Raw genomic sequence first — 15074 nt, forward strand, 5'->3', positions numbered from 1 at the left:
ATGCCCTCGTCCGGCTGGACGCGGATCACGATCGCGTTCTGCCCCAGCTCCTCCGTCGCCGTGTGGTCGAAGGGGGAGTGCGGGGCGCGCTGGAACACGACGGCGATCTCGGTGACGCGGCGGCCGAGCCGCTTGCCGGTGCGCAGGTAGAAGGGCACGCCCGCCCATCTGCGGTTGTCCACCTCCAGCTTCACGGCCGCGTAGGTGTCGGTCTTCGACTTGGCGTCGATGCCGTCTTCCTGGAGATAGCCGACGGCCTTCTCGCCGCCCTGCCACCCGGCCGCGTACTGGCCGCGCACCGTGTCCCGGCCCAGGTCCTTGGGCAGCCGGACGGCGCCGAGCACCTTGGCCTTCTCGGCGACGAGCGCGTCCGCGTCGAAGGAGGCGGGCTCCTCCATCGCGGTCAGCGCCATCAGCTGGAGCAGGTGGTTCTGGATGACGTCGCGGGCGGCGCCGATGCCGTCGTAGTAACCCGCGCGACCACCGATGCCGATGTCCTCGGCCATGGTGATCTGCACGTGGTCCACGTACGACCGGTTCCAGATCGGCTCGAACATCTGGTTGGCGAAGCGCAGCGCCAGGATGTTCTGGACGGTCTCCTTGCCGAGGTAGTGGTCGATCCGGAACACCTGGTCCGGGTCGAACACCTCGTGCACGATCGCGTTCAGGTCCTGGGCGCTGGCGAGGTCGTGGCCGAACGGCTTCTCGATGACGGCCCGTCGCCACGAGCCCTCGGGCGCGTCCGCGAGGCCGTGCTTCTTGAGCTGCTGCACGACCTGCGGGAAGAACTTGGGGGGTACGGAGAGGTAGAACGCGAAGTTCCCGCCCGTGCCCTGCGACTTGTCGAGGTCGTTGATCGTCGCCTTGAGGTTCTCGAAGGCGTCGTCGTCGTCGAAGTTGCCCTGGACGAAGCGCATGCCCTGGATGAGCTGCTGCCAGACCTCTTCGCGGAACGGCGTCCGGGCGTGCTGCTTGACCGCGTCGTGCACTTCCTGCGCGAAGTCCTCGTCCTGCCACTCGCGGCGGGCGAACCCGATCAGCGAGAAGCCCGGGGGGAGCAGACCCCGGTTGGCGAGGTCATAAACGGCAGGCATCAGCTTTTTACGTGACAAATCACCCGTAACGCCGAAGATCACCAGACCCGACGGCCCCGCGATGCGCGGGAGCCGTCGGTCTGCGGCGTCACGGAGCGGATTGCTGTTCGCTCCGTGTGCGGTCAAGGGATCAGCCCTCCGAAGGGGCGAGGCGCTTGAGCTCCGCCTCGGTCGACTTGAGCAGGTCGGTCCAGGCGCCCTCGAACTTCTCGACGCCCTCGTCCTCGAGGAGCTGGACGACCTCGTCGTACGAGATGCCGAGCTTCTCGACGGCCTCGATCTCCTGGCGGGACGTGGCGTACGTGCCCGCGATGGTGTTCCCGGAGATCTGGCCGTGGTCGGCCGCGGCCTCCAGCGTGGCCTCCGGCATGGTGTTCACCGTGCCCGGGGCGACCAGGTCGTCGACGTACAGGGTGTCCTTGTACGCCTTGTCCTTCACGCCGGTCGAGGCCCACAGCGGACGCTGCTTGTTGGCCTGCGCCTTGTCGAGGGCGGCCCAGCGGTCACCGCTGAACACCTCCTCGAAGGCCTCGTACGCCAGACGCGCGTTGGCCAGACCGGCCTTGCCGCGCGCGGCCTTCGCCTCGTCGGAGCCCAGGGCGTCGATCCGCTTGTCGATCTCGGTGTCCACGCGGGACACGAAGAAGGACGCCACCGAGTGGATCTTGGACAGGTCCAGGCCCGCGGCCTTGGCCTTCTCCAGACCGGCCAGGTAGGCGTCCATGACCTCCCGGTAGCGCTCGAGCGAGAAGATCAGCGTGACGTTGACGCTGATGCCCTTGCCGATGACCTCGGTGATGGCCGGCAGGCCGGCCTTCGTCGCAGGGATCTTGATGAGCGTGTTCGGGCGGTCCACCAGCCACGCCAGCTGCTTGGCCTCGGCGACGGTGGCCTTCGTGTTGTGCGCCAGGCGCGGGTCGACCTCGATGGAGACCCGGCCGTCCTGGCCGCCGGTCGCGTCGAAGACCGGGCGCAGGATGTCGGCGGCGTCGCGGACGTCCGCCGTCGTGATCATGCGGATCGCCTCCTCGACGGTCACCTTGCGGGCCGCGAGGTCGGCGAGCTGCTGGTCGTAGCCGTCGCCCTCGGAGATCGCCTTCTGGAAGATCGACGGGTTGGTGGTGACGCCCACGACGTGCTGCTGGTCGATCAGTTCGGCGAGGTTGCCGGACGTGATCCGCTTGCGCGACAGGTCGTCCAGCCAGATCGCCACGCCCTCCTCGGAGAGGCGCTTCAGTGCGTCTGTCATGGAAATTGCATCTCCTAAGTCGTGTACGGGCGTCAGCGCTGCGCCGCGGCGAGGGATTCCCGCGCCTTGGCGGCCACGTTCTCGGCAGTGAAGCCGAACTCGCGGAAGAGGACCTTGCCGTCGGCCGAAGCGCCGAAGTGCTCCAGCGAAACAGTGCGGCCGGCGTCCCCGACGTACTTATGCCAGGTCAGACCGATGCCGGCCTCGACGGAGACACGCGCCTTGACGGACGGCGGCAGGACGCTGTCCCGGTACCCCTGGTCCTGCTCCTCGAACCACTCGACGCACGGCATCGACACCACGCGCGTGGCGACACCCTCGGACTCCAACTGCTCGCGGGCCTCGACGGCCAGCTGCACCTCGGAACCGGTGGCGATCAGGATCAGGTCCGGCGTCGCCTTGGACGCCTCGACGAGCACGTAGCCGCCCTTGACGGTGTCCTCGTTCGGCTCGTACGTCGGCACGCCCTGACGGGTCAGCGACAGGCCGTGCGGGGCGCTCTTGCCGTAGTCCTTCTTGCCGCGCTTGAGGATCTCGCGCCAGGCGATGGCCGTCTCGTTGGCGTCCGCGGGACGGACCACGTGCAGCCCGGGGATCGCCCGCAGCGAGGCCAGGTGCTCGACCGGCTGGTGCGTCGGGCCGTCCTCGCCGAGGCCGACGGAGTCGTGCGTCCACACGTACGTGACGGGCAGGTGCATGAGGGCCGACAGCCGGACGGCGTTGCGCATGTAGTCGGAGAACACCAGGAAGGTGCCGCCGTAGATGCGGGTGTGGCCGTGCAGCGCGATGCCGTTCATCTCCGCGGCCATGGAGTGCTCGCGGATGCCGAAGTGGATCGTGCGGCCGTACGGGTCCGCCTCCGGCAGCGGGTTGCCCGCGGGGAGGAAGGACGACGTCTTGTCGATCGTCGTGTTGTTCGAGCCCGCGAGGTCGGCGGAGCCGCCCCACAGCTCGGGGACGACCGGGCCGAGGGCCTGGAGGACCTTGCCGGACGCCGCGCGCGTGGCGACGGCCTTGCCCGTCTCGAAGACCGGGATGCTCTTCTCCCAGCCGGCCGGCAGCTCGCCCGCGTTGATGCGGTCGAACTCGGCGGCGCGCTCCGGGTTGGCGGTGCGCCACTCCTGGAACGACTTCTCCCACTCGGCCTTGGCGTCGGCGCCGCGGTCGAGGGCCTTGCGGGTGTGCCCGATGACCTCGTCGGAGACGTCGAAGGACTTCTCCGGGTCGAAGCCGAGGACGCGCTTGGTGGCGGCCACCTCGTCGTCGCCGAGCGCCGAGCCGTGGGCGGCCTCGGTGTTCTGCGCGTTCGGGGCGGGCCAGGCGATGATCGAGCGCATGGCGATGAAGGACGGCTTGTCCGTGACCTTCTGGGCCGCCTCGATGGCGTTGTAGATCGCCTCGTGGTCCAGGTCGCCGTCCGGCTTCGGGGCCACGCGCTGGACGTGCCAGCCGTACGCCTCGTAGCGCTTGCAGGTGTCCTCGGAGACCGCGGTCTCGGTGTCGCCCTCGATCGAGATGTGGTTGTCGTCCCACAGCAGGATCAGGTTGCCGAGCTTCTGGTGCCCGGCCATCGACGACGCCTCGGAGGAGATGCCCTCCTGAAGGCAGCCGTCACCGGCGATGGCGTAGATGAAGTGGTCGAACGGGGAGGTGCCGGCGGCGGCCTCCGGGTCGAACAGGCCGCGCTCGTAGCGGGAGGCCATCGCCATGCCCACCGCGTTGGCGACGCCCTGGCCCAGCGGGCCGGTAGTGGTCTCCACGCCGGTGGTGTGGCCGTACTCCGGGTGCCCGGGGGTCTTGGAGCCCCAGGTGCGGAACGCCTTCAGGTCGTCCAGCTCCAGGCCGAAACCGGCCAGGTAGAGCTGGATGTAGAGCGTCAGGGACGAGTGGCCCGCGGACAGCACGAAACGGTCGCGCCCGACCCAGTCGGCGTCCGCCGGGTCGTGTCGCATCACCTTCTGGAAGAGGGTGTACGCGACCGGGGCCAGGCTCATCGCCGTACCGGGATGGCCGTTACCGACCTTCTGTACGGCATCGGCGGCCAGGACCCGGGCGGTGTCCACGGCCCGCTGGTCCACATCGGTCCACTCGAGGTCTGTGGTGGTCGGCTTGGTACTCACCCTGAGTCAGGGCTCCTCTCCACATGGCTAATGCCGGTGATGTCGGTCTCACCGGCCGTTGTCGAGCCTACCCTTGCGGGAACGTGCATTTTTTCGACTCGTTCCAGACTGCCGGGACTCCGCTGAATCCGCCTCCTGACAGGGATCGGGGCCGTTCTTCACGTGAATACGGACCCGCTCATCTGCGGGCTCATCCGGGGGCGTGAGGGCTCATCTGGAGTGCCCCCGCGGACCTGGGCGAAACGGACAGCGCGTGGAGCCCGGGCCTGCGCGTTGCGTCCTTCGCGGCATGCTGCCCAACACGACCCCACCCCCACGAAGGGCGAGGTATAGGCAACGTCTACAGTGGCGTGGTACGCGCGGGCCTTTACCGGGACTTCACATCAAGTGGTCTTCTTCGGCGGCTCGCTGGAGTCTCTGTCAGGGGTGTGCGTGACGGCCGTCGAATCCCGTCCAGCGGGAGCGCTGACGAGCAGCAGCAACCGGAGCCAGCGGCCGTTCGGGGCCCGAGTCAAGGCGTTCGTGGCGCTGACCAAGCCGCGGATCATCGAGCTGCTGCTCATCACCACGGTTCCGGTGATGTTCCTCGCCGAGCAGGGTGTGCCGAACCTGAAGCTGGTGCTCGTCACCTGCCTCGGCGGCTACCTGTCGGCGGGCGGCGCGAACGCGCTGAACATGTGGTACGACCGCGACATCGACGCTCTCATGGAGCGCACGTCGCAGCGGCCACTGGTCACCGGAATGGTGAGCCCGAACGAGTGCCTTGTCTTCGGCATCTCCCTCGCGGTGATCTCCACACTGCTGTTCGGTTTCGCCGTCAACTGGCTGTCGGCCTGGCTGTCGCTCGGTGCCCTCCTCTTCTATGTGGTCGTCTACACGATGATCCTGAAGCGGCGGACCTCGCAGAACATCGTGTGGGGCGGCATCGCCGGCTGCCTGCCCGTCCTCATCGGCTGGTCCTCGGTGACCGACTCGATGTCGTGGGCGCCGGTCATCCTCTTCCTGGTGATGTTCTTCTGGACGCCGCCGCACTACTGGCCGCTGTCCATGAAGGTGAAGGACGACTACGCGCGCGTGGGCGTGCCGATGCTCCCGGTCATCGCCTCCAACAAGGTGGTGGCGAAGCAGATCGTCATCTACAGCTGGGTGATGGTCGCGGTCTCGCTGCTGCTCACGCCGCTCGGCTACACCGGCTGGTTCTACACCGTGGTCGCGCTGCTCGCGGGCGGCTTCTGGCTGTGGGAGGCGCACGGTCTGCAGAACCGCGCCAAGGCCGAGGTCACGGGCGGCAAGCTCAAGGAGATGCGGCTGTTCCACTGGTCCATCACCTATGTGTCGCTGCTGTTCGTCGCGGTGGCCGTGGACCCGTTCCTGCGCTGACGCTCGTTCGATGGGTGGGGTGCGTGGCCCAGGCCACGCACCCCACCCATCGCTTGTTTCCCTACTCGTCGGTAGCATCCTGTCCATGGCAGAGACTCAAGAGGTTGAGGCACCCGGTCGGGCGGCGAAGGACGAGCGTCGGGCGGCCAAGCTGGCCCGGCAGATCGGCGTGTTCGCCAAGGCCCACGGCGGCGCCGAGGGGCAGCTCGCGTACATCGGCGAGCGCGGGACCCGCATCGTTCTCGTCGGCGAGGACGGCGGCTGGGGCGACCTGGTCGCGCGGACGTACGAGATCGCCCAGAAGGCCGTCGAGAAGGCCGGGATCACCCTCCACGAGGACTTCGACGGCGACTTCGCGGCCAAGGTCGAGACCGGCCCGTACGAGTGGAAGCGCATGGCGGGCATTCAGCTCGGCGGCTGACCCGGGCTTTTGGGCGGCGATGGGTGCAGGTGTGCGACCCGAGGTTGAGCAACACCAGGCGCCCTGTCACCCGTTAGGACTGTAGGAGCACGGTCCATATACGGGGAGCCCCGGATGATCGAAACGCCGTCCCTCGTGGACCAGTACTGCCACGGGGTGCTGCGTACGGAGCTGGGCCTCGGCACGTTCGAGGCCCATCTCGGCCGGGGCGAGGGGCCGCCCGCGCCCGGCACCACGTTCTTCGACACCCAGACCGGATTCGCGGTACGCCGCTGGTGCCCGCCCCTGCTCGGTCTGGAGCCCCACTGCCCGCCCGCCCGCTATCTGGCCAGACGCCGCGAACTCGGCGTCCTGGAAGCGGGGCGGCGGCTGCTGCGCGGCAGCGGCATCACCACGTACCTCATGGACACGGGGCTGCCCGACGATCTGACGGGCCCGACCGAGATGGCGTCGGCCGCGGAGGCCGAGACCCACGAGATCGTCCGCCTCGAATTACTGGCCGAACAGGTCGCGGACACCTCCGGCACCGTCGAGTCCTTCCTCGCGAACCTCGCCGAGTCCGTGCACGCCGCGGCCGTCGGCGCCGTCGCGTTCACCTCGGTCGCCGGGGTGCGGCACGGCCTCGCGCTCGCACCGCAGCCGCCGGGGCCCGGCGAGGTGCGCGGGGCTGCCGGGCGCTGGCTGGCGGACCGCACGGTGGGCGGGCCGGTGACCGATCCCGTCCTGCTGCGCCATCTGCTGTGGATCGCGGTCGCCTCCGGCCGGCCGCTCCAGCTCCACGCCGGACTCGGCGAACCCGGACTGCGCATCGACCGCACGGACCCGGTGCTGCTCGCCGACTTCGCCCGGGCGACGGCGGGGCTCGGCACCGACCTCGTGCTGCTGCACGGCTACCCCTACCACCGGCACGCCGCCCACCTGGCGGGGATCTTCCCGCATGTCTACGCGGACCTCGGCCCCGCCCTCGCGCGTACCGGAGCGCGGGCCGGAGCGGTTCTGGCGGAGATCCTGGAACTCGCGCCCTTCGGCAAGCTCCTCTTCTCCACCGGCGCGAGTGGACTGCCCGAACTGCACGTGGTCGGCGCCCGGCTCTTCCGTGAGGCGCTCGGGCGGGTGCTCGGCGGCTGGGTGGCCGACGGGGCGTGGTCGCTGCACGACGCGCAGCGGGTCGCCGGGATGATCGCGTCGGGGACGGCGCAGCGGGTGTACGGACTCGGCCCTACGGACGCAGGCGGCTGACCGACTCCGGAGTGAGGTGGCGGGCCAGCACGGCCAGCGCGTCGCCGACCTCGCGCAGCCGGTCCGGGTCGTCGGTGCCGAGCGCTGCGGCCAGCGCCCCGTCGATCCCGGCGGCGTGCACCTCGGCGACGCGCCCCGACGCCTCGGCGGCCTGTCGGATCAGCTGACGCCTGCCGTCGTCGGGGTCGGGTGCCGTCACGACGGATCCGGTCTCCTTGAGCCGGGCGACGGCGCCGGAGACCTGGCTCTGGGGGAGGCCGGTGCGGGAGGCGATGGCGCCGACCGACGTGTTGTCGTGGGCGTAGACGTCGCTGAGCACGACCAGGACCGCCCGGGTGCCACCGCGGAACGGGCCCGCGCCGAGAGCGGGCTCGGGCAGCGCCTCCTCGCCGATCTTCATCAGCGTGCGGCCGAGCAGGAACAGTTCGACGGGGCTGAGGGACAGGCTCATGCCGAGATATTACATCGATTCAGATGGATCGGTATAGATGAATCGACGCAGATGAATCTATCTTGATGCATCGAAATAGATGGAGTACGGTGAAGGTGCACGGCGGCGAACAGGCCGACCGGCGGACGTCACCTGGGGGATCCGATGTTGCTCACCGTCGACGGCGCCACGCTGTACTACGAGGTCCGGGGGAGCGGCCCGCTGCTGCTCATCGCGCAGAGCGGAGAGGGGGACGCCGGCCGCAGCGTCGATCTGGTCGACCGCCTCGTCGACCGCTACACCGTGGTGACGTACGACCGCAGGGGCCTGTCCCGCAGCGAACGCGCGGCGCCGGAAAGGGGCGTCCGCCTGACCCAGCACGCCGACGACGTGCACCGGCTGCTGGCCGAGCTGACCGACCGGCCCGCGCTGATGCTGGGCTGCAGCATGGGCGCCTCCATCGGGCTGCACCTGGCGCTCCGCCATCCGGAGCAGTTGGCCACTCTCGTCGCGCACGAGCCCGTGTCACCCGCCCTGCTGCCCGCCGACAGCAGGCCCGGGCACGTGCGGGAGCTGCTCGCGCTGCAACGGCTCCACCGGGAGCGGGGCCTGGTGGCGACCTTCCCGGAGATGGCACGCGTGCTCGGTATCGATCCTGTGCGCCAGGAGGCCGAGCCGCACCTCACTCCGATGCCGCTCACCCCGCAGCGCGAGGCGAACTTCGGATTCTTCATCGAGCGGGAGTTCACCGCGGTCGTCCAGGCGGAGCTGGACGTCGACCTGCTCACCCGCTGCGAGGTGCGGATCGTGCCGGCGGTCGGCCGGTCCACGCGTCCCGAGGTCTTCGACCGGCAGTGCGCCCTGGAGCTGGCCCGCATACGAGGGGTCGCCGCCGAGGAGTTCCCCGGCGGGCACAACGGGAACACGACACACCCGCGCGCCTACGCGGCCCGCCTCACGGAAGTCCTCGACGGAGTCCCCGATGGAAGGTGAGCGGCGGTTCTCAGACCGCCGACAGCTCCGAGCCCGCCTGAGCCGGTACACCCGCCGTGTTCTCCGGGCGCTCGCGCAGCGACAGGACCACCCGCAGCACCCCGATCCAGACCAGCGCCGAGCCCAGCATGTGCAGGGCGACCAGCACCTCGGGAAGGTCGGTGAAGTACTGGACGTAGCCGATGACGCCCTGGGCCAGAAGGATCAGGAACAGATCGCGGGTACGGTTCAGCGGTCCCTTGGGGGCGTCGACGGCCTTGAGGACGAACCACAGGGCGAAGGTCAGCGTCACCACGATCCAGGCCAGCACCGCGTGCAGCTTGCTGACCATCTCCCAGTCCAGCGGCATCCGCGGGACGTCGCTGGAGTCACCGGCGTGCGGACCCGCACCGGTCACCACGGTGCCGACGAGGATGAGCAGGGCGGCCGCCAGGACCAGGAACCAGACCAGCTGCTTGATGGCCTGACCGACCAGCGGACGGGGCTCCGCGTCACCCTCACGGGTGCGCTGCCACATCAGCACGGCCACCGTGAGCAGCGCGGTCGTCAGCACGAAGTGGGCCGCGACCGTGTACGGGTTGAGGCCGACCAGGACGACGATGCCGCCCAGCACCGCATTGCCCATGACGACCCAGAACTGCGTCCAGCCGAGCCGGGTCAGCGACCGGCGCCACGGCTTCTGCGAGCGGGCGGCGATGATCGCCCAGCCGACCGCGGCGCACAGCACATAGGTGAGCATGCGGTTGCCGAACTCGATGGCTCCGTGGAAGCCCATCTCACTCGTCGCGGTCAGCGACTGGTCGGTGCACTTGGGCCAGGTCGGGCAGCCGAGGCCCGATCCGGTCAGGCGCACCGCGCCGCCGGTGACGACGATGACCACCGTCATGAGGACGGCGGAGAGCGCCGCCCGCTGGACGGTCCGCCGCGTGGGGGTCCAGCGGTCGGCGATGAAGGCGAGCGGATTGCGCACCGCCTGTACGGCGTCGGCGCGGGTCAGGTTTGGCACGGGCCCATCGTAGGGGGCCGCTTGTGCGCGGCTTCACGAGGGGGACGTAACTGCGGAATCTGTGACGGGAGTTACGTCACGTTGGCGGTATGTCGGGTCACACCGAGCGATACCGGCCGCCTGCCGCGTCACTCCCAGCGGAAGAACCGCCCCGCCGCGCCGAGCCCCACGACCGCCCACACGGCGAGGATGCCGAGGTCGCCCCAGGGCATCGACGCCCCGTGCTGGAGCACGTCCCGCAGACCGTCGGAGAGCGCCGAGATGGGCAGGAGACCGAGCACGGACTGGGCCGCGTCGGGGAACTTGTCGAGCGGCACGATGACGCCGCCGCCGACGAGCAGCAGCAGGAAGACGAGGTTGGCGGCGGCGAGCGTGGCCTCCGCCTTGAGCGTGCCGGCCATCAGCAGACCGAGACCGGAGAAGGCCGCCGTGCCGAGGACGAGGAGAGCCGCGACGGCGAGCGGGTTCCCGTGCGGCGACCAGCCGAGAGCGAGGGCGATCACGGCCAGCAGGATGACCTGCAGCACCTCCGTGACCAGCACGGAGAGCGTCTTCGCGGCCATCAGCGCCCAGCGCGGCAGCGGAGAGGCGCCCAGCCGCTTGAGCACGCCGTACCGGCGCTCGAAGCCCGTCGCGATGGCCTGCCCGGTGAAGGCCGTGGACATCACGGCCAGGGCGAGGATGCCCGGGGCGAGGAAGTCGACCGCCTTGCCGGAGCCCGTGTCCACGATGTCGACCGAGGAGAACAGGACGAGCAGGAGGGTGGGGATGACGACCGTCAGAAGAAGTTGCTCGCCGTTGCGCAGCAGCATCTTCGTCTCGAGCACGGCCTGCGCGGCGATCATGCGGGGGAGCGGTGCGGCTCCGGGGTTCGGTGCGTACGTACCGGCGCTCATCCGCGCAGCTCCTTGCCGGTCAGTTCCAGGAATACGTCTTCGAGCGTGTGCCGCTCGACGGAGATCTTGTCGGGCATCACACCGTGCTGGGCGCACCAGGAGGTGACCGTCGCCAGGAGCTGCGGGTCGACCGTGCCGCTGACGCGGTAGGAGCCGGGGGTCAGCTCGGCGGCCGCGGAGTCGGGAGGCAGGGCCTTGAGCAGGGAGCCGACGTCGAGGGCCGGACGGCCGCTGAAGCGCAGCGTGTTCTCGGCGCCGCCCCGGCACAGCTGCTCCGGGGAGCCGTGCGCGATGACCTTGCCGGCGTCCACGATCGCGACGTCGTCGGAGAGCTGCTCGGCCTCGTCCATGTAGTGCGTGGTCAGGATCACCGAGACGCCGTCGGCGCGCAGGTCGCGGACCAGGTCCCAGGTGGCGCGGCGCGCCTGTGGGTCGAGGCCGGCGGTCGGCTCGTCGAGGAAGACCAGTTCGGGGCGGCCGACCACGGCCATCGCGAGCGCCAGGCGCTGCTGCTGGCCGCCGGAGAGCCGGCGGTAGGTGGTCCGTCCGCAGCTGCCGAGGCCCAGGCGCTCGATGAGGGCGTTCACATCGAGCGGGTGGGCGTGCAGCTTCGCGATGTGGCGGAGCATCTCGTCGGCGCGGGCGCCCGAGTAGACGCCGCCGGACTGGAGCATCACGCCGATCCGCGGCCGCAGCTTCGCCGCGTCCCGCACCGGGTCGAGGCCGAGGACGCGGACGGTGCCGGAGTCCGGCCTGCGGTAGCCCTCGCAGGTCTCGATGGTGGTGGTCTTGCCCGCGCCGTTGGGGCCGAGGACCGCGGTGACGAGGCCTGCGCCGACCGTGAGGTCGAGGCCGTCGACGGCGGTCTTGCCGCCGTACCGCTTGACGAGGCCGACGGCCTCCACGACGGGGTCGTTACTCATGCGGGCGAGTCTACGGAGCCGGTCGGAAGGGGCGGTCGGTGGGGAGCGGGGTGCCGAGCGGGCGAGGGCGGGACGGCGTTCCCGGTGCGGGGGCGGCGGGGCGGGCGTGCGGCTAGCCGGCGTGCGGTCGATGCGTGGGCAGCCACTTCTGGGCGTACGCCGCCGCGTCGGCCAGGGGGAACAGCCGGGTGTCGGCCGCGCCGACCCGGCCCCGGACGACCGGGGTGTCGCGTTCGAAGTCCGCGCCGAGTTCGTCGAAGCGGTCGGCGGTGATCGTCACCTCGGGGACCGGTTGCCAGCCCGCGGGGCCCGGGCGGCCGGCGTCCTCCAGCTGGAACGGGATGCGGTACTCGGCGAGGTGGAAGCTCGTGCAGGCGTCGTAGCCGGCGCCGAGGAGGAGCACGCGCGCGCCCAGTTCCTCCAGACGGGCCAGCGGGCTGCGTTCGCCGAGCCGGCAGTCGGGGGCGTGGCCGTCGACGATCCGGGCCGCGCGCGGGCCCAGGGCCGCGAAGGAGGTGTGCGGGTGGGCGCTGCGCAGGGCACCGGGCCAGGTGCGCACCGTCTCGGGGAGCACTCCGACACCCCGGCTGGGGGTGATCGCCGGGTCGTATCCGGGCATCGTGGCGCGGACCGTCTCCCACCATTCGCGGGGGATGGGCGGATCGCCCCAGCCTTCGGGATCGGACAGGTCGCCGGTCTGCGTGGGGACCGCGAGGGTGCCGTCCGGGCCGAGGGCGTCGAGCAGCGCCTGGACGACGGCGACCGCGCCGCCGTTGACCCAGCCGAGGCTGCTGAGCGAGGTGTGCACCAGGAGGGTTTCGCCGGGTTCGACACCGAGGGCGCGCAGATCCGTGGCGAGGGAGGCGCGGGTGACGAGCGGTCCGGTCGGCTGAGGTGCGGGCATGGAGGGCAGTGTCCGTGAGTGGCCCTTGGCGCGCCAGGGGATTTCTGTGGCGCGGTATCGGATTTGATCGATCAAAGATCGTTTCCGCAGGTCACGCCACGTGCTTACTTAGGTCTGCCTAAGTGATGTACCGCACCGCGCGGCGATCACCTCGCCGCTTGTCAGGTTCTGAGGAATTACGCAACAATGGCGTTGTGAAAAACGTCGGCGAGGCTCAGGAGGCCCCCATCGGGGCCCCGCAGGAGTTCGCGACCGGGGAGCGATCGACGCGCAACCGGGTCGCGCGCTCCATCCTGGACCACGGCCCGTCCACCGTCGCCGATCTGGCCGGACGTCTCGGTCTGACCCAGGCCGCCGTCCGCCGCCACCTCGACGCCCTGGTCGCCGACGACGTCGTGCAGCCCAGGGAGCAGCGTGTCTACGGGGCCCGCACCCGTGGCCGCCCCGCCAAGGTGTTCGCGCTGACCGACTGCGGCCGGGACGCCTTCGACCAGTCCTACGACAAGCTCGCCGCGGAAGCGCTCCGCTGGATCAGGGAGACCGCCGGGGGTGACGAGGCGGTGGTCGCCTTCGCCCGCGCCCGGATCGCCGCGCAGGCCGCGCCGTACAAGGCCGCGATCGACGCGGCGGACCCCGATCAGCGGGCCCACGCCCTGGCCAAGGCCTTGAGCGCGGACGGGTACGCTGCTACGGCGCGTAGCGCACCGGTCGGTGAGCAGCTCTGCCAGCATCACTGTCCCGTGGCCCACGTGGCCGAACAGTTTCCGCAGCTGTGCGAGGCGGAGACGGAGATGTTCTCCCAGTTGCTCGGCACCCATGTGCAGCGGCTGGCCACGATTGCCCACGGTGACGGCGTCTGCACGACGTTCATCCCCAAGAACACCCCCAAGAACCACGAAAACGCATCTGCAAGCACGGCCGGGAGGAACCCCGCATGACTCTCCCCATCGAGGAGACTGCCCACCCTGAGCTCGAGGGCCTGGGCAAGTACGAATACGGCTGGGCGGACTCCGACGCGGCCGGCGCCTCTGCCAAGCGCGGTATCAACGAAGACGTCGTCAAGGACATCTCCGCGAAGAAGTCCGAGCCGGAGTGGATGACCAATCTCCGCCTCAAGGGCCTGAAGCTCTTCGGCAAGAAGCCCATGCCGAACTGGGGCTCGGACCTGTCCGGCATCGACTTCGACAACATCAAGTACTTCGTGCGCTCCACGGAGAAGCAGGCGGAGTCCTGGGAGGACCTGCCCGAGGACATCAAGAACACGTACGACAAGCTCGGCATCCCCGAGGCGGAGAAGCAGCGCCTCGTCGCCGGTGTCGCGGCCCAGTACGAGTCCGAGGTCGTCTACCACCAGATCCGCGAGGACCTGGAGGAGCAGGGCGTCATCTTCCTCGACACCGACACCGCCCTCAAGGAGCACCCGGAGCTCTTCAAGGAGTACTTCGGCACCGTCATCCCGGCCGGCGACAACAAGTTCGCCGCGCTGAACACCGCCGTGTGGTCGGGTGGCTCCTTCATCTACGTGCCGAAGGGCGTGCACGTCGAGATCCCGCTCCAGGCCTACTTCCGTATCAACACGGAGAACATGGGCCAGTTCGAGCGGACGCTGATCATCGTCGACGAGGACGCCTACGTCCACTACGTCGAGGGCTGCACCGCGCCGATCTACAAGAGCGACTCGCTGCACTCCGCGGTCGTCGAGATCATCGTGAAGAAGGGCGCCCGCTGCCGCTACACGACCATCCAGAACTGGTCGAACAACGTCTACAACCTGGTCACCAAGCGCGCCGTGGCGTACGAGGGCGCGACCATGGAGTGGATCGACGGCAACATCGGCTCCAAGGTCACCATGAAGTACCCGGCCGTCTACCTGATGGGCGAGCACGCCAAGGGCGAGACGCTGTCCATCGCCTTCGCGGGCGAGGGCCAGCACCAGGACGCCGGCTCCAAGATGGTCCACATGGCGCCGAACACGTCGTCCAACATCGTCTCGAAGTCGGTGGCCCGCGGCGGCGGTCGTACGTCGTACCGCGGCCTTGTCGAGATCGGTGAGGGCGCCGCCGGATCGAAGTCGAACGTGCTGTGCGACGCGCTGCTCGTCGACACGATCTCCCGTTCCGACACGTACCCGTACGTCGACGTCCGCGAGGACGACGTGTCGATGGGCCACGAGGCGACCGTCTCCAAGGTCTCCGAGGACCAGCTCTTCTACCTGATGAGCCGCGGTCTCTCCGAGTTCGAGGCCATGGCGATGATCGTGCGCGGCTTCGTCGAGCCGATCGCCAAGGAGCTCCCCATGGAGTACGCCCTCGAGCTCAACCGGCTGATCGAGCTCCAGATGGAGGGCTCGGTGGGCTAGTCCCCACCGACCGCCGTCTGACGTCAAGCCACTCACGTACGCAATGAAAGCGAGCACTAC

The 15074-nt window shown here is 69.7% G+C and carries 14 protein-coding genes; 6 read left to right on the top strand and 8 right to left on the bottom strand.

Annotation, left to right across the window (positions count from 1 at the left end; translation table 11 throughout):
* The 3 genes from zwf to tkt all read right to left on the bottom strand — a co-directional run.
* Positions 1–1220: glucose-6-phosphate dehydrogenase (gene zwf, locus ABZ930_RS13145; protein WP_361546083.1), on the bottom strand; the 1220-nt coding region annotated here is incomplete at its 3' end.
* A gap of 4 nt (positions 1221–1224) precedes the next feature.
* Positions 1225–2343 carry a transaldolase gene (tal, locus tag ABZ930_RS13150; protein WP_361546086.1) on the bottom strand — a complete coding sequence of 373 codons (1119 nt, stop codon included), beginning with the start codon at positions 2341–2343 and terminating at the stop codon, positions 1225–1227.
* A gap of 32 nt (positions 2344–2375) precedes the next feature.
* On the bottom strand, positions 2376–4463 hold the full coding sequence (tkt, locus tag ABZ930_RS13155) for a transketolase (RefSeq protein WP_361546089.1): 2088 nt from the start codon (positions 4461–4463) through the stop codon (positions 2376–2378).
* Positions 4464–4928: 465 nt separating this feature from the next.
* Between tkt and ABZ930_RS13160 the strand changes: the two genes are divergently transcribed.
* The 3 genes from ABZ930_RS13160 to ABZ930_RS13170 all read left to right on the top strand — a co-directional run bounded on the left by ABZ930_RS13160 (position 4929) and on the right by ABZ930_RS13170 (position 7503).
* Positions 4929–5843, top strand: coding sequence for a heme o synthase (locus tag ABZ930_RS13160; protein WP_361546459.1), 915 nt, complete (start codon positions 4929–4931; stop codon positions 5841–5843).
* Between the two features lie 85 nt (positions 5844–5928).
* Entirely contained in the window at positions 5929–6264 is a 336-nt protein-coding gene (locus ABZ930_RS13165) for a hypothetical protein (protein ID WP_351458587.1), read from the top strand.
* Positions 6265–6378: 114 nt separating this feature from the next.
* Positions 6379–7503, top strand: coding sequence for an amidohydrolase family protein (locus ABZ930_RS13170; RefSeq protein WP_361546092.1), 1125 nt, complete (start codon positions 6379–6381; stop codon positions 7501–7503).
* On the opposite strand, the gene ABZ930_RS13175 is transcribed toward ABZ930_RS13170, so the two are convergent.
* On the bottom strand, positions 7484–7954 hold the full coding sequence (locus tag ABZ930_RS13175) for a helix-turn-helix domain-containing protein (RefSeq protein ID WP_361546095.1): 471 nt from the start codon (positions 7952–7954) through the stop codon (positions 7484–7486). The genes ABZ930_RS13170 and ABZ930_RS13175 overlap by 20 nt on opposite strands.
* Positions 7955–8098: 144 nt before the next feature.
* Here ABZ930_RS13175 and ABZ930_RS13180 point away from each other — a divergent pair, with 144 nt between their 5' ends.
* Positions 8099–8926 (top strand): alpha/beta hydrolase, encoded by an 828-nt coding sequence (locus tag ABZ930_RS13180; RefSeq protein ID WP_361546098.1) that lies wholly within the window; start codon positions 8099–8101, stop codon positions 8924–8926.
* Positions 8927–8936: 10 nt separating this feature from the next.
* Here the strand turns inward: ABZ930_RS13180 and ABZ930_RS13185 are convergent, their stop codons facing one another.
* The 4 genes from ABZ930_RS13185 to ABZ930_RS13200 form a co-directional block, all read right to left on the bottom strand.
* On the bottom strand, positions 8937–9932 hold the full coding sequence (locus ABZ930_RS13185) for a COX15/CtaA family protein (protein ID WP_361546101.1): 996 nt from the start codon (positions 9930–9932) through the stop codon (positions 8937–8939).
* Between the two features lie 128 nt (positions 9933–10060).
* Positions 10061–10828: an ABC transporter permease gene (locus ABZ930_RS13190; protein WP_361546104.1), complete on the bottom strand. Its 768-nt coding sequence runs from the start codon at positions 10826–10828 to the stop codon at positions 10061–10063.
* Positions 10825–11751 carry an ABC transporter ATP-binding protein gene (locus ABZ930_RS13195; protein WP_361546107.1) on the bottom strand — a complete coding sequence of 309 codons (927 nt, stop codon included), beginning with the start codon at positions 11749–11751 and terminating at the stop codon, positions 10825–10827. The genes ABZ930_RS13190 and ABZ930_RS13195 overlap by 4 nt, the downstream gene beginning before the upstream one ends.
* Before the next feature lie 112 nt (positions 11752–11863).
* Positions 11864–12655 carry an AAC(3) family N-acetyltransferase gene (locus ABZ930_RS13200; RefSeq protein WP_361546110.1) on the bottom strand — a complete coding sequence of 264 codons (792 nt, stop codon included), beginning with the start codon at positions 12653–12655 and terminating at the stop codon, positions 11864–11866.
* Between the two features lie 194 nt (positions 12656–12849).
* Here ABZ930_RS13200 and ABZ930_RS13205 point away from each other — a divergent pair, with 194 nt between their 5' ends.
* Positions 12850–13593 (top strand): metalloregulator ArsR/SmtB family transcription factor, encoded by a 744-nt coding sequence (locus ABZ930_RS13205; RefSeq protein ID WP_361546113.1) that lies wholly within the window; start codon positions 12850–12852, stop codon positions 13591–13593.
* A complete protein-coding gene (sufB, locus tag ABZ930_RS13210; RefSeq protein WP_111666937.1) occupies positions 13590–15014 on the top strand; it encodes a Fe-S cluster assembly protein SufB in 1425 nt (474 codons plus the stop codon). The genes ABZ930_RS13205 and sufB overlap by 4 nt, the downstream gene beginning before the upstream one ends.
* Positions 15015–15074 lie beyond the last annotated feature (60 nt).

The sequence above is a fragment of the Streptomyces sp. NPDC046716 genome, assembly GCF_040645755.1.
Taxonomy (GTDB): domain Bacteria; phylum Actinomycetota; class Actinomycetes; order Streptomycetales; family Streptomycetaceae; genus Streptomyces.

What these genes read in the sequence shown, in the direction of transcription:
- tal (WP_361546086.1), bottom strand. Translation starts at nt 2,343, where the DNA reads ATGACAGACGCACTGAAGCGCCTCTCCGAGGAGGGCGTGGCGATCTGG.
- ABZ930_RS13165 (WP_351458587.1), top strand. Translation starts at nt 5,929, where the DNA reads ATGGCAGAGACTCAAGAGGTTGAGGCACCCGGTCGGGCGGCGAAGGAC.
- ABZ930_RS13200 (WP_361546110.1), bottom strand. Translation starts at nt 12,655, where the DNA reads ATGCCCGCACCTCAGCCGACCGGACCGCTCGTCACCCGCGCCTCCCTC.
- ABZ930_RS13180 (WP_361546098.1), top strand. Translation starts at nt 8,099, where the DNA reads ATGTTGCTCACCGTCGACGGCGCCACGCTGTACTACGAGGTCCGGGGG.
- ABZ930_RS13190 (WP_361546104.1), bottom strand. Translation starts at nt 10,828, where the DNA reads ATGAGCGCCGGTACGTACGCACCGAACCCCGGAGCCGCACCGCTCCCC.
- ABZ930_RS13195 (WP_361546107.1), bottom strand. Translation starts at nt 11,751, where the DNA reads ATGAGTAACGACCCCGTCGTGGAGGCCGTCGGCCTCGTCAAGCGGTAC.
- ABZ930_RS13170 (WP_361546092.1), top strand. Translation starts at nt 6,379, where the DNA reads ATGATCGAAACGCCGTCCCTCGTGGACCAGTACTGCCACGGGGTGCTG.
- ABZ930_RS13175 (WP_361546095.1), bottom strand. Translation starts at nt 7,954, where the DNA reads ATGAGCCTGTCCCTCAGCCCCGTCGAACTGTTCCTGCTCGGCCGCACG.
- sufB (WP_111666937.1), top strand. Translation starts at nt 13,590, where the DNA reads ATGACTCTCCCCATCGAGGAGACTGCCCACCCTGAGCTCGAGGGCCTG.